The sequence below is a fragment of the Rhodococcus baikonurensis genome (assembly GCF_040489275.1).
In the GTDB taxonomy this organism is placed as follows: Bacteria; Actinomycetota; Actinomycetes; order Mycobacteriales; family Mycobacteriaceae; genus Rhodococcus_F; species Rhodococcus_F baikonurensis.
In genome coordinates this window covers 597,787-610,400 of sequence record NZ_JBEUOQ010000001.1, presented here as the reverse complement: position 1 = coordinate 610,400, position 12,614 = coordinate 597,787, and the positions used below count along the sequence as shown (strand labels likewise).

Sequence of the window (12,614 nt, the reverse complement as noted above, 5' to 3'; positions counted from 1 at the left end):
TGCGCGGAAACATAAGCGGACTAACTTGACCGAATTCTGACAATTCGCTCGTAGGTTCGGGCCTGGACGCGACGGACGGTGAGACATGGCCGTGAGTGCGGCACTGCGTGCAGCGATCACGCGAGCGCAGAATGCGGATCAACACAGTGAGCCCGTGTTCTCCCCGCTCCGTGGTCTCGGACGGGGACGTCTGACCCCGATCGATCTGTTGGGGCAGTCACTCTCCACGATCGCACCCGCAACGGGAATGGTGTTCATCGCCTTGTGGATGATCACTTACAGTCCCGGTTACGTCGGGTTGGCTGCGATTGCTGCGACAACTTCGGCTGTTTTTCTCGTTGCGTTCTGCATCACTCAGTTCACACGGAGACTGGCCGCAGCAGGATCGTTGTACAGCTTCGTCTTCCAAGGCTCCGGTATCCGGGCGACACTGACAGCGGGCGCTGCACTGGTGCTCGGGTATCTCGGAATCTCGGTTTCGGTTTTCTCCCAGGCAGTTCCGAGTCTGCTCGATACCATCGCCATTGTCGGACCTGACGTGCGGGGGACTGCGGCGACGGTGATCACGACGGTGGCGATTGCCCTGGCCGTCGCGTGGATTGCAGTGCGAGGCGTTCGGTTCGCCACTCGAGCGATCCTCGTTGTCGAGGCGTGCTCGCTGATTCTGATCGTCGTGGTCATGCTGGCGACGCACAGTGACACGACAACTGCTGTTGCCCTGCCGAATCCGTCGCTGAGTGCAGTTCCGTTTCTCGCGATGCTGACGGTACTCAGCATGGCGGGCTTCGAAAGTTCGGCCTTCTTCGGCCCGGAAGCGAAGCGACCACTCATCAGCGTCACACGCACGGTCCTCATTTCGCCGATCATCTGCGGGGTCCTCTTCGTTTTTGCGGCCTGGGCGGCGATGACCGGCCACGGCGCAACGATCGTCGGAGCGTACTTCGAGGGAACGGCATCCGGGGCCAGCGCGGAGGTGGTTCTGGCAGTCAAGATCGGAATGACGTGTTCCTGGTTCGCATCCACTCTCGGTTGTGCGCAGGCGGGTTCGCGGTTGTTGTACTCGATGGGGATCGAACGGGTGCTGCCTGCGCCGCTCGCTCGCGTGCACAGACGGTTCCGCACCCCGTACGTTGCGGTACTGACGTTCGTCGCGGCAAGCGCGATTGGAGTATTCATCTATTCGGATACGGTTCGCGACGATTCGGGATCCTTCGACGGCGTGGTGGAGACCGCGTTGGTCTGCGCTTACACGCTGGTGGCCTTTGCTTCGTGGAAGTTCTTGCGCCGAATCGGGGAACATACTTCGCTGACCCGGATATGCACGGTGTCGGTGAGCGTCGCCGGTGCCGGTCTACTGGTCTACATCGTTCTCGACGGTGCGGTTCACGGGATGTGGGCACTGCCGATCGCTGCTCTTGCTGTTGCTGTGTCGGGGACAGTGTGGAGTTCGTTGCTTCGACGAGCCAGACCTGAAAGCCTTCTGATGCTCGGCGCTTTCGACAGCGTCGAGACGGCGGACCTGTTGCCCGGTGCTGGCACTCTGCTGATAGACGGTGACGGGCGAAGGCGACTCGTGCCGGATCGTGGGACCGCCGAGGGTAACTCGCCGGAGCATGGGCGGTGACCGCGGACCGTGCAACCGCTGGTCCACGATCAGACAAGCGGATCGGCGAAGAGACCCACTTCAGTGGGCAACAACCGCGTGCAGTTCAGAAGGCGCTGGGGATGCTCGAGGCGGTGGCTCATCTGGGACCGGGAACAACCGCGAAGGAGATCGCCACTTTTGCAGGCGTCCCTTCGGCCACGGCGTATCGCATGCTCAATCTGTTGGTGGCGGAGGGCTTCCTCGTGCGAGTGCCAGACCTGTCGGGGTTCGCGTTGGGGCGTCGAACTGCCGAGCTCTCGCATGCGGCGTCGTCGAGTGGTCCGGCGCCGACGCTGCACGAGCGCGTCGAGGACATGCGGACACACACGAGGTTCGGATTGCACGTTGCGTCATTCGCCGGTGGGCGCTTGCGGTTCGTCGACAAGGATCCGGACCACGAGATCATCGGAATAGCCGCACTGCCGAAGAACCTTCACGCGAATGCGCTGGGGAAGGTTCTGTTGGCGCACGACGAGCAGTTGCTGTCGGGTTTGGAACTTCGTCGGGTCACGGAGTTCACCATCGGTGATTTCGATGCTTTGTCTGAACAGCTGAGATCGGTTCGTCTGCAGGGTTATGCATTCGAGAACCAGGAATGTCGCCTGGGTCGATCCGCGGTGGCAGTGCCGGTTCGCGATCACGCAGACCAGGTGGCCGGCGGATTGTGTGTTCAGGGAGCGAGCGGGCGAGTGACGGAGGGGGATCGAGAGTTGGTCGGGTTCCTACTTGATTGTGCGCGTCAGCTCACCGGATTGCTCTGACGTCACCCGCGCAGGTGCTGGGGGAGTCCGGCGGTCATCAGAACCACGGACTCCGACGCACCGGCGATGCGGCTGTTCAGCAGACCGAGTAGATCACGGAACAGCCTCCCGGACTTCGTGTCCGGGACGACGCCGCTACCCACTTCGTTGGTCACGGCGACAATCGGTACCGGAGAGGCGACCCAGGCATCGACCAAGTGGTCGATGTCCGCGTGGACGGCGCTGAGATCTCCCGTCGCCCACGCCTGATGTCGGTCCAGACGTGCGGTCAACCACGTGCCGAGGCAGTCGATCAGGATCGGTGTTGTCGCGCCTAGAAGAATCTCGGACACCTCGGAGGTCTCCACCGTCGTCCACGTCGACGGCCGCCGCGCGCGATGCGACGCAATTCGTTCGATCCAGTCGGGATCGTCGTCCTGCGGATCCCCGGTGGCGATGTACGTGACGTGCCGGTAGCCGGCAAGCAAGGCCTCTGCGTAAGTGGACTTGCCCGAACGGGCGCCACCGGTGACCAGAGTTCGCCGGCTCTGTCCTACCCCGATCTCGAGTGCAGTTCCATCCGGAACCGCTCGCGCCCCGGACACGCGAAGTGCCTCCGCGAGTTCGTTTTCGGCTGGGTTGTGGTGCCCGAGGTGTACGGCAACCACATCGGTTCTGTCGGTGATCGCGGTGCAATTGCGTAGCTGTGACACGGTTCTCGCGAAAGTCGGCAGATCGTGGTGCCCGGTGCCGTGGTCAGTTTTGTAGCCGAAGGTCTCTTCGAGAAAGACGGCGTCGAAACAGGCGTCGGCGAGGGCGTCGACAGTGGATTCGGGCAGAGGTCCGGTGTCGGTGGCCCAGAAGACTCGGGTCCCGGATGCGTCGGTGATGTCGTAGAGAAGGGTGGGTACTTCGTGCGCGGCTTCGAGTGTGCGAACACGATAGGTGCCCAACATGATCGACTGACCGGGCTCGAGCGGCGTGAAGGTCACCGGATCGGCGGGGCCTACCCAGTCTCGGCAGAGATCGAGCGCGTCCGGTGGCCCGAGAACCTGTAGTGGTTCGGTGCGAGAGGCCCAGGACCGGAACAGCAATGCCATCGGGCCCAGATGGTCGGGATGAGAGTGCGTCAGCAGAATGTGTTCCACGCCTGCCAATGTGCGTCCGTAGCGTGACGCCGCTCTAGGTACTTCCGGACCACAGTCCAACAGGATTCGGTTGTCCACCAGAGCGGCAGTGTGCCCGCGAATGGTTCCACTCGACAAGGCCGCCAGACAGGAAGGGCAGGTACAGAACGGGTTCGGCCAACCGTCAGCAGCACCGGTGCCGAGCAACACCAGTTCCATCAGCGCGTGCCTTCCTGCCGAATCGGAACAACTATGGGACCGCTGGGCCGGTCCAGGATTTCGACCCGAGCTCCGTACACACGGCCGAGAAGGTCGGCTTGCAATACCGCTGAGGGCGCGCCGTCGGCGACGACGCGGCCTTTGTCCAGCAACACGATTCGTCGCCCGTATTGACCTGCGAGGGTGAGGTCGTGCATCGCGGCGATGACAGTGATGTCGTCGGCTTCTCGCAGCTCCTCCACCAAGTCGAGAACCTGCTGCTGGTGGCCGATGTCGAGGGCGCTGGTGGGTTCGTCCAGGAGCAGTACCTGCGGTTCTTGAGCCAGTGCCCGAGCCAGGACCACGCGTTGCAATTCGCCGCCGGAAAGTTCGGTGGCTCGTCGATCGGCGAACTCGGTGAGGTCGAGCCTTTCGATCACCGAGGAGATCACCGAACGATCTGTGGCGGTTTCGGTTCCGAAGCGTCGGAGATACGGTGTACGGCCGAGCGCAACCAGTTCGGCAACCGTGGCGCCCTCGGGTACCACCGGACGCTGAGGCATCAGCGCGACGACGGCGGACATGGCCTTGCGGCTCGAACTGCGTGGGTTGAGTCCCCCGACGGTGAGTTCACCGGTGGACGGAATCAATCCAGCGAGGGCATGCATCAAGGTCGTCTTGCCGGCGCCGTTCGGCCCGACCACGGCAACCCAATCGCCGGGTGTCACATCGAGATCGATGCCGTCGACGACGTCTTTGCCGCCGAGGTTGATTCGGAGGTCGCGGCATCGCACTGCGGTGTCGGTCATGCGGAAACTCGACTGCGGCGCAGAACCAGAAGGAAGAACGGGGCGCCGATCATCGCGGTCACAACGCCGATCGGGAGTTCGGCCGGCGCCATGACCGTGCGGGCGGCGACGTCGGTGAGGACGAGAAACGCCGCACCCAGCATGAGTGACAGGGGGAGAAGCAGCCGATGCGACGGGCCGACGACCAGTCGAACCGCATGGGGAACAACGATTCCGACAAAGCCGATGAGCCCACTGGCGCTCACTACTGCAGCTGTTCCCAGTGTTGCAGCGAGCACCAGTACCAGGCGCGATCTGGCCGGATCGACGCCGAGGCTGGAGGCTTCGACGTCACCTACCGCCATCACGTCGAGTACGCGCCGGTGTACGAGGATGACGACAGATGCGAGCACGACGTACGGCAGGACGACCAGAACTTCCGACCAACCGTCGGTGGACAATCCGCCGAGCAGCCAGGAATAGACCTCACGGAGTGAATCGTCGAACCGCTGCTGAACAAAAGTCTGCGCTGCATTCGTGAACGCCGCGACAGCGACACCGGCGAGGATGATGACTACCGCGTTCTGCGGCCCGCCAATGCTTCGGCCGAGCGAATATGTTGCGAACACGGCCAGCACACCACCGACGAAGGCGGCCATGGGAATTCCGAACATGCCCAGGGCGCCACCCGAAACGATGGCGAGGGTCGCACCCAGTCCGGCTCCGCTCGAAACGCCGAGGAGATACGGATCCGCCAAGGGATTTCGGAACACACCTTGGTATGCGGCGCCGGCCACGGCCAACATGGCTCCGACCAAGGCGCCCAGGATTACTCGCGGAAGCCGGATCTGCCAGAGAATCGCCTGCTGTGTCGCGGTGAGACCGGAATCGATGTTGATGCCGGGTATTCCGTCCAGAAGTTCGAGAATTGTCCGATCAGGCGTCAAACCGGCCGGCCCCACCAGAACACCGATCAGCAAGGCAGCGCACAGAATCAGCGCGGCGCCGAGCAGAACGGCCGTCCGATGATGGGAGATACCGGCTTTGATCATCGAATGCTCAGGCCGCGGGAACTTGGGCAACGATGGCCGCGACGGCCTTCACCTGATCGGCGACACGAGGTCCCCACCGGCTGGAGAGGTCTTCGTCGAGCACATGGATCTGGTTGCCGGTAACCGCTTTCATGCCGCTCCACCCGGGTCGGGCGGCGACGGATTCTGCTGTCACTCCGCAGCATTGGGAGTCTGCGAGAAAGATGAGATCGGGATTGGCCTGCACCACGAATTCGGCGGACAGCTGCGGATAGTCGCCCTGCCCCGCGGCGTCGGCGATGCTCTTCATTCCGAACAGCGAGTAGATCTGCCCGACGAAGCTCGAACTCGTGACGGTGTAGAGCGAGGAGTCGAGTTCGTGGAAGTACGTCAGCGGCTGTTGGCGCGCAGGAACACTGGCGACAGCGGCGTCGATGTCCGAGCGCATGGCGTCGACGACTTCGGTGCCCTTGTCCTCGTGGCCGGTGGCCGTCGCGACGCGCTCGATTTGGGCGTAGACGTCGTCGATGCTGGTCGCTGCCGGTAACAGGAGCGTCGGCACCTTCGCCTTCTGCAGTCCGGACACAAGATCGTTCATGTCATCGGACGCGATCACCAGATCCGGTGCGTAACCGAGGATGGCTTCGACATTGGGTTGAAAGCCCGAGAGATCGGTGACCGGGATACCGGCCGGGTAGTCGGACTGATTGTCGACGGCCTTCACCTGGTCGCCCGCGCCGACGGCCCACAAGGTTTCCGTGGCGCTGGGACTGAGCGACACGATCGACTGCGGACGTGACTCGATGGTGATGTCCGTGCCGGAATCCGTGGGACCGGAAACAACAGTCACCGGGAACGAACCGTCCGAGGCGGCTGTCGTCGTGGGTGCGTCGGACGTCGAGCTACTGCAGGCACCGGCAAGCAGTGCGGTGCTCACCGTCAGCGCTGCAAGTACGGATCTGAATCTACGTGTCGGCCGAGTACTCACAGCCACCCCTCCGCTAGTGGACGAGGGCCGCCAGCAGCGCGGCCGCGAGGGGAAGCGCCACGAGCGGTCCTTCGTCCGAGAACCATCGTGTCGCCACGAGGCCGGTGACCTGACTCGTTCGCCTCGAGTAGTGACGGGCGAATTCACAGTTGCGTCGACAGTGCCGGGGTTTCACCGAACTTCACACGAGCAGCGTGGCACCCCGGTGAACCGGGGCATCTGCACTTTACAGGGGTCGTCGGGCTTGACCCGAGAGGTCAAGGCAGGGTAAATATCTATTCCACTAATGAACTAGTGAAAGGGTTCGGATGATCGACTTCCGTATCGACCGCCGATCCGGCATTCCCACATACGTGCAATTGGTCCTTCAGGTGAAGCAGGCGCTCAGGCTCGGTGATCTCCAAGTCGGGGATCGGCTGCCCACAGCCAAGGACGTCGTGGGAGCGCTCGCGATCAACCCGAACACAGTCCTGAAGGCCTACAAGGAACTCGAGCGCGACGGACTTGTTGCTCCGCGGCCTGGATTGGGCACGTTCGTCGTCAAGTCCCTGGCCAAGCCCGGTATGGCGGAAAGCTCTGCGCTACGGCGCGAGTTGGCTCGCTGGGTGGCAGATGCCGTCGCCGCCGGACTCGAGCGCACGGACATCGAAGCGTTGGTGAGCTTGGAGCTCGAGAAGACGTTCATCGAATCGGATCCGTCCGGAAAGCAGGGGGAGACATCATGACTGCGCAAGAATCGGCACTGACGATGCAGGACGTGGACAAGCGCTTCGGCAAGAAGAAGGTGCTCGACGCCTGCACTTTCGAGGTGGCCACCGGAAGTATCACTGCCCTGGTGGGGGTGAACGGAGCGGGCAAGTCGACACTGATGTCCTTGGCGGTCGGATTGACGATGCCTGACCACGGTTCGATCTCGGTCCTGGGTAGCACGCCGGATCAGGACGGCATCTGCCCAGGCCTGTCCTATCTCGCTCAGCACAAGCCGCTGTACCCCAAATTCACTGTTGCAGAACTTCTTCGATTCGGCGCGTACACCAACGACGAGTGGGATGCGAAGTACGCTCTGGATCTGGTGGAGCGCGCTGGGATTTCTCTCGATGCAAAGGCGAAGACGCTGTCACCAGGTCAGCGAACCAGGGTTGCACTGGCTTTGGCACTCGGACGCAGGCCGCAACTGCTGCTTCTCGACGAGCCCTTGGCGGATCTTGATCCCGTGGCGCGGCGATCCGTGGCGACCACCCTGCTCGAAGACGTTGCCGAGTACGGCACCACGGTTCTGTTGTCGTCACACATCGTTTCCGAACTGGCAGACGTCTCGGATCGACTCCTTCTTCTGGGCGGCGGAAACGCGAGATTGTCCGGTCCGTTGGATGAATTGATCGCTGCCCATTACGTATTGATCGGGGACGGCGACCCTGCCGATGTCGTCGGCGCCGGCGCGGTCATTCATACCGACAAGGGGATGCGGTCGAATTCTCATGTGGTGGAGGGAGTCCGTCCGAGCCCTCGGGCCGGCTGGGTGATCGACGACGCAACTCTCGACGACGTGGTGCTCGGGCACCTGAGCGCAGAAACGATGGTGGCGGCATGATCTGGGTTACGTGGCGGCATCACCGCACATCGCTCGTTGTGTCGTTGGGATTCATCGCGGCACTAGCAGTCATTGTCTTGTCGAGTGGTGCGATCATCAAGAGCAGCGGACAAACCCAACGCTTCGGATCGCCACTCAGTTGCTTCGACGACATCACCGCGATCTGCACGGCAGAGACTGCTCTCACCCTGTTGACAGTGGTTGCGACGGCTCTGCCGGTGTTCCTCGGCGTGTTGATCGGTGTCACCGTGTTTTCGCGGGATGTCGAACAGGGAACACACGTATTGGGGCTTACTCAATCGGTCAGTCGGACTCGTTGGTTCTGGACCCGGGTGTTGATTGTCTTCCTGCCGATTTCTGTGGCTTCGGCATTGCTTGGATTTGCATTGCAATGGGCTCGATCGCTCCCGGACAACTCCCGGTATGCATTTGTTTCCGGGCGCTCGACTTTCGTCGAGATATCGAACCTGTCGTATCCGCTCTTTCAATCCAGCGGACTGGTCTTGGGCGCATACACATTCATGGCACTCATGCTCGGAGCAGCACTGGCTTTGCTGTTGCGTAGTTCGATCGGCGCAATGGCGATCACGATGGTCGGTGTTGTTGCGATCCTGGCAGGATTTCAGTTGGTTGCACGACTCGATTACGCCGAGCCGAGTGTCCGAACATCACCCGTCGCCGGATTCAGTTCCTACTATTCGAGCGATACCAGTATCCCCGCGGTCAATTGGGAACTCGCGCAGGGATATGTCGATCTCCGAGGTAACTGGGTCGACATCGGATACGACGAGTGCATGTGGGGTGGATCAGGCGATGAGAACCCGTACTACCAGCGCCCGGAGGAGACCGGCGCCGAGTACAGCCTCCGCATGGATGTGCTGTCAGCGCAGCAGAACAGGGAGATGGAGATCTGTTTGCGGGAACACGGCGTCGACCACTACGAAGTTCGCTACCACTCGGATGATCAGTTCTGGCGTTTCCAGTTCACGGAAGCTGCACTCGTGCTGATCCTTTCGGGCTTGTTCCTCTTGCCGGCGCTCTGGGGTCTACGACGCCTCAAGCCGTGAGTCAGCGGGCGACCGGTGCGACCGTCAGTTGGTTGATGTTCGCGCCGGTCATCGAGCAACCCTTGGTGGGGTAGGCGAGGAAGACCGAGTCGTAGCTGTTGGGCGGGTAAACCTTCAGTCCCGCAACGTCGGTCACGCCGCACTGATCTGCCGGGTAGTTCTCGACGTTCGTAGCTCGCACCAAAGACGTTGCGGCGGAGCCAGGGGCAAGGGAGACGAGTGAACCGGATCCGGAACGGCCGGCGGCGGCACCCACTTCGCTTCCGGACGCTCCCGTGACATACGAGACGCCAGGGAAACCGTCGAGCGTGCACGTGCGGCCGCCCGTGTTGGTGAAGACAACCGGAAGCTCCACGGAACCGGCGGCGCCGTTCGGCTGGCCAAGGGTGACGTTCAGTTCCCCCATGGCGCAGCCTTCGGGATTGGGTGCCGTCGAGGTTGTGGTTTGGGCGTGATCGGTATGGGTCGTCGAGGGTGAAGCGGTACCGGTCGGGGTCGTCGGCGCAGAGGTAGCCGTCGTGGTGGCAGGAGCAGGTGAACTCTCGGCTGTTCCCGTTTCATCCGAGCCGCAACCGCTGAGAAGGGCGAGAGCAGCAAGTGGAGCCGCCAACAAGCCGATGTTGCGCACGCGGTTGGGATTCATCGCTCTGTACTCCTCAAGCTGGTCGACAACTGTCTCCGGAACATCCGTGTCCGGTATATCCGAGTTTGAAGCCGGATGTGCAGAAACGAATCAGGCTCGCCGGTGATCAGGACCTACTTCCCGGATGGATTGCCGCTGCGGATCTAGCATGAGAAATGACCTGTCCGGATCGCGACCACCGGGAGTAGCGCATGTTCACCTTCACCAGCGACGACGGAGTGGTCATTCATGTCCACGAATGGCCCCCCGAGCAGGAACCTCGAGGGGTTGTTCAACTCGCGCACGGTATGGGTGAGCATGCAAAACGCTACGCACACGTTGCCGAAGCTCTGAATGCTCGCGGCTTCCTCGTCTACGCGGCGGACCACCGCGGCCACGGTGAGAGCATGCACGCCGGCCCCGGCAACATCGGCGACGACGGCTGGAACCGCTTGGTGGCAGACATGGTGACCCTCACGGGGATCATCCGCGACAAACACCCCGGCCTGCCGGTCGTGCTGCTCAGCCACAGTCTTGGTTCGTTCGCTTCGCAGCAGTACATCCTCGATCATTCGCACCTGATCGACGCCGTCGCACTGTCGGGGACTACCGCCGTCGATCAACTGATCGAGAGCCTCGTCAACGACGGCCCGGACGTCCTCGCCCAGTTCAACGCGGAATTCGAACCGGCCCGAACTCCGCACGACTGGCTCAGCCGTGACGAAGCTCAGGTGGATTTGTACATCAACGATCCGCTGTGTGGTTTCAGCCTGGACGACGCCGGTATGGGCGGACTTATCGCGGCGGGGCCGAGGTTCGTCGACGTCGAGGGTGTGCGACAAGACCTTCCGATCCTGGTCTTCGTCGGCACCTCGGATCCTCTCAACGCCGCGCTGAGCCGTACCGACGTCGCAGTCGAACGGTACAACTCGGCGGGGATCGAAGACGTCACCTACTACACCTATCCGGGCGCCAGGCACGAGATCTTCAACGAGACCAACCGCGACGACGTCATCAACGATCTGACGACGTGGATGGACCGCGTACTCGAAGCGTGACCGCCTCACCGGAAGGGGAACACGATGTCCACAGTTCCGGCCGCACGACCCGATCCAGACCCGCGAGATGTCAAGCGCTGGAGACGATACCTCGCCGACGAACAAGCCGAGGCCGCCGTCTACCGCGACCTCGCGGGTAGGCGCAGCGGCGAGGAGCGCGAAATCCTTCTCGCACTGGCCGACGCGGAGGGCCGACACGAGGCGCACTGGCGAGCGCTACTCGGCGATCACGTCGGCAAACCACTGCGCGGCGATATCCGCACCCGGATACTGGGCTTTCTGGCCAGGCGCTTCGGCTCCGTGTTCGTGCTCGCTCTTGCCCAGCGCGCGGAGACGCGATCCCCGTATCCGAACGACGCCGACGCGACCGCATCGATGGGCGCGGACGAGAAGATCCACGAAGAAGTGGTGCGGGCCTTGGCCACTCGGGGTCGGAACAGACTTTCGGGGACGTTTCGTGCCGCCGTTTTCGGGGCCAACGACGGCCTGGTCAGCAACCTCGCTCTCGTACTCGGCATCAGTGGTAGCGGTGTCTCCAACCAGATCGTTCTGATTACCGGCATGGCCGGGCTTCTGGCCGGCGCCCTGTCGATGGGTGCCGGCGAGTACGTTTCCGTCCGCTCTCAGCGAGAGTTGTTGGAAGCGTCCAATCCTGGTCCCGCCGCCAGCGAAGCTGTCGGTCTGCTCGACGTCGACGCCAACGAGTTGGCTCTGGTCTACCGGGCCCGCGGCATGTCCGCCGAGCAAGCGGACCAGCGCGCCGCCGAGGTCCTAGCGAACAGCACCTTCGGCGCCGCGGACGTTGTCGACGACCATGAAGCCGTCGGAACCGGATTGGGCGCAGCGGCGGCAAGTTTCTGCTTCTTCGCCTCGGGCGCAATCATTCCGGTGTTGCCGTATCTGTTCGGCCTGGAAGGCATGACGGCTCTGATCGTCGCATCTGTACTCGTGGGGATCGCGTTGCTGACGACGGGCGTTGTGGTCGGGTTGCTGTCGGGCGGGCCGCCGTTCAAGCGGGCCCTACGCCAACTCGCGATCGGCTACGGCGCTGCCGGCGCGACGTATCTGCTCGGCATGTTGTTCGGGACCTCGCTCTGAGCGTCTGCTCACGCGCGTAGGGCGGGATCGCGGTGAGCCGGATCGATCCGGACCGGGATCTTGCCCGCTGCGTTGTGTGCCAGTGCGAAGCCATCCACCACGAGCCTCTGGCCGAGGTGGAGATCCGGTCCTACGACGTTCCTCACAGGACCGGATCTACAACCGCTGGGGGTTACGTTATTTGTTCTCCGACAAGCTCATTGCGCCAGACTGCGACATTGTCGGGGCGCAGGGCGGAGGCGCCCCTGAACCGTGGCCGGCCGCCTCGTTTGATCTGGGTGCAGTAGTCGGTCAGATGGTTGGCGTTCTGTGTGCGCCAAACGTGTCCGAGTGCCCAGGCTTGAATCGCTTCTGCAGGAAGGTCATATCCAGCGTCGTGCAGCGCGAGCAGGATGCTGATGACGTCACGCTTCTCGTAGCCTGCATTGATCGTGTTGCTGTGGTTGATGATGAGCGTCATGCTCTTGAGTGCATGAATGACAACAGGGTCGAGATTCCCTGCGAGGGTGTCTGTTTGCCAGTCGCGTCCATCGCCGAGGATTTCCGCATCGACAGCCCGTACCAGGCGGCGAGGCGGTCGGATATCCACGGCACCATGCACATTGCAGTCGGTTGGCCGAGCGGAACCTTGGCCATATCTTCGGTGTCGTGCCACATCCCT

The 12,614-nt window shown here is 62.5% G+C and carries 14 protein-coding genes; 7 read left to right on the top strand and 7 right to left on the bottom strand.

Annotated features, from left to right (window positions below):
* Positions 1–85: 85 nt before the first annotated feature.
* Both ABWI03_RS03070 and ABWI03_RS03065 read left to right on the top strand, forming a co-directional pair.
* A complete protein-coding gene (locus ABWI03_RS03070; protein WP_353798692.1) occupies positions 86–1,624 on the top strand; it encodes an APC family permease in 1,539 nt (512 codons plus the stop codon).
* Positions 1,621–2,406: an IclR family transcriptional regulator gene (locus ABWI03_RS03065; RefSeq protein ID WP_235170429.1), complete on the top strand. Its 786-nt coding sequence runs from the start codon at positions 1,621–1,623 to the stop codon at positions 2,404–2,406. Before ABWI03_RS03070 ends, ABWI03_RS03065 begins: the two co-directional genes overlap by 4 nt.
* A gap of 2 nt (positions 2,407–2,408) precedes the next feature.
* Here ABWI03_RS03065 and ABWI03_RS03060 read toward each other — a convergent pair whose 3' ends face one another.
* The 4 genes from ABWI03_RS03060 to ABWI03_RS03045 are packed head-to-tail and all read right to left on the bottom strand — an operon-like array spanning position 2,409 to position 6,517.
* Complete coding sequence (locus tag ABWI03_RS03060; RefSeq protein ID WP_298776981.1) at positions 2,409–3,731, bottom strand: bifunctional adenosylcobinamide kinase/adenosylcobinamide-phosphate guanylyltransferase; 1,323 nt, start codon at positions 3,729–3,731, stop codon at positions 2,409–2,411.
* Positions 3,731–4,519 (bottom strand): ABC transporter ATP-binding protein, encoded by a 789-nt coding sequence (locus ABWI03_RS03055; RefSeq protein ID WP_124569094.1) that lies wholly within the window; start codon positions 4,517–4,519, stop codon positions 3,731–3,733. The genes ABWI03_RS03060 and ABWI03_RS03055 overlap by 1 nt, the downstream gene beginning before the upstream one ends.
* On the bottom strand, positions 4,516–5,550 hold the full coding sequence (locus ABWI03_RS03050; protein ID WP_200317007.1) for a FecCD family ABC transporter permease: 1,035 nt from the start codon (positions 5,548–5,550) through the stop codon (positions 4,516–4,518). Before ABWI03_RS03050 ends, ABWI03_RS03055 begins: the two co-directional genes overlap by 4 nt.
* A gap of 7 nt (positions 5,551–5,557) precedes the next feature.
* Positions 5,558–6,517, bottom strand: coding sequence for an ABC transporter substrate-binding protein (locus ABWI03_RS03045; protein WP_124569096.1), 960 nt, complete (start codon positions 6,515–6,517; stop codon positions 5,558–5,560).
* Positions 6,518–6,825: 308 nt separating this feature from the next.
* On the opposite strand from ABWI03_RS03045, the gene ABWI03_RS03040 reads away from it, so the two are divergent.
* From ABWI03_RS03040 to ABWI03_RS03030, 3 genes are read left to right on the top strand one after another with little or no spacing between them, the layout of a single operon-like run.
* A complete protein-coding gene (locus tag ABWI03_RS03040; protein ID WP_007729675.1) occupies positions 6,826–7,242 on the top strand; it encodes a GntR family transcriptional regulator in 417 nt (138 codons plus the stop codon).
* Positions 7,239–8,108 carry an ABC transporter ATP-binding protein gene (locus tag ABWI03_RS03035; protein WP_095972040.1) on the top strand — a complete coding sequence of 290 codons (870 nt, stop codon included), beginning with the start codon at positions 7,239–7,241 and terminating at the stop codon, positions 8,106–8,108. The genes ABWI03_RS03040 and ABWI03_RS03035 overlap by 4 nt, the downstream gene beginning before the upstream one ends.
* Entirely contained in the window at positions 8,105–9,175 is a 1,071-nt protein-coding gene (locus ABWI03_RS03030) for an ABC-2 membrane transporter-related protein (RefSeq protein ID WP_298776987.1), read from the top strand. Before ABWI03_RS03035 ends, ABWI03_RS03030 begins: the two co-directional genes overlap by 4 nt.
* A 1-nt stretch (position 9,176) precedes the next feature.
* On the opposite strand, the gene ABWI03_RS03025 is transcribed toward ABWI03_RS03030, so the two are convergent.
* A complete protein-coding gene (locus ABWI03_RS03025) occupies positions 9,177–9,818 on the bottom strand; it encodes a DUF4232 domain-containing protein (protein WP_298776988.1) in 642 nt (213 codons plus the stop codon).
* A 191-nt stretch (positions 9,819–10,009) separates the two neighbouring features.
* Here ABWI03_RS03025 and ABWI03_RS03020 point away from each other — a divergent pair, with 191 nt between their 5' ends.
* The gene (locus tag ABWI03_RS03020) at positions 10,010–10,855 is read left to right on the top strand and encodes an alpha/beta hydrolase (protein ID WP_298776989.1); all 846 of its coding nucleotides are present in this window, start codon (positions 10,010–10,012) and stop codon (positions 10,853–10,855) included.
* Between the two features lie 24 nt (positions 10,856–10,879).
* The gene (locus ABWI03_RS03015; protein WP_298776990.1) at positions 10,880–11,953 is read left to right on the top strand and encodes a VIT1/CCC1 transporter family protein; all 1,074 of its coding nucleotides are present in this window, start codon (positions 10,880–10,882) and stop codon (positions 11,951–11,953) included.
* 8 nt (positions 11,954–11,961) lie between these two features.
* On the opposite strand, the gene ABWI03_RS03010 is transcribed toward ABWI03_RS03015, so the two are convergent.
* Together ABWI03_RS03010 and ABWI03_RS03005 are read right to left on the bottom strand one after the other, a co-directional pair.
* Positions 11,962–12,099, bottom strand: a complete 138-nt coding sequence (locus ABWI03_RS03010) for a hypothetical protein (RefSeq protein ID WP_298776991.1) — start codon at positions 12,097–12,099, stop codon at positions 11,962–11,964.
* A 26-nt stretch (positions 12,100–12,125) separates the two neighbouring features.
* Positions 12,126–12,542, bottom strand: coding sequence for a DUF1889 family protein (locus tag ABWI03_RS03005; protein WP_298776992.1), 417 nt, complete (start codon positions 12,540–12,542; stop codon positions 12,126–12,128).
* Positions 12,543–12,614 lie beyond the last annotated feature (72 nt).

Bases quoted from the DNA above. Each gene is read 5' to 3' on its own strand.
- ABWI03_RS03070 (WP_353798692.1), top strand. From the start codon at position 86: ATGGCCGTGAGTGCGGCACTGCGTGCAGCGATCACGCGAGCGCAGAAT.
- ABWI03_RS03060 (WP_298776981.1), bottom strand. From the start codon at position 3,731: ATGGAACTGGTGTTGCTCGGCACCGGTGCTGCTGACGGTTGGCCGAAC.
- ABWI03_RS03055 (WP_124569094.1), bottom strand. From the start codon at position 4,519: ATGACCGACACCGCAGTGCGATGCCGCGACCTCCGAATCAACCTCGGC.
- ABWI03_RS03050 (WP_200317007.1), bottom strand. From the start codon at position 5,550: ATGATCAAAGCCGGTATCTCCCATCATCGGACGGCCGTTCTGCTCGGC.
- ABWI03_RS03040 (WP_007729675.1), top strand. From the start codon at position 6,826: ATGATCGACTTCCGTATCGACCGCCGATCCGGCATTCCCACATACGTG.
- ABWI03_RS03035 (WP_095972040.1), top strand. From the start codon at position 7,239: ATGACTGCGCAAGAATCGGCACTGACGATGCAGGACGTGGACAAGCGC.
- ABWI03_RS03030 (WP_298776987.1), top strand. From the start codon at position 8,105: ATGATCTGGGTTACGTGGCGGCATCACCGCACATCGCTCGTTGTGTCG.
- ABWI03_RS03025 (WP_298776988.1), bottom strand. From the start codon at position 9,818: ATGAATCCCAACCGCGTGCGCAACATCGGCTTGTTGGCGGCTCCACTT.
- ABWI03_RS03020 (WP_298776989.1), top strand. From the start codon at position 10,010: ATGTTCACCTTCACCAGCGACGACGGAGTGGTCATTCATGTCCACGAA.
- ABWI03_RS03015 (WP_298776990.1), top strand. From the start codon at position 10,880: ATGTCCACAGTTCCGGCCGCACGACCCGATCCAGACCCGCGAGATGTC.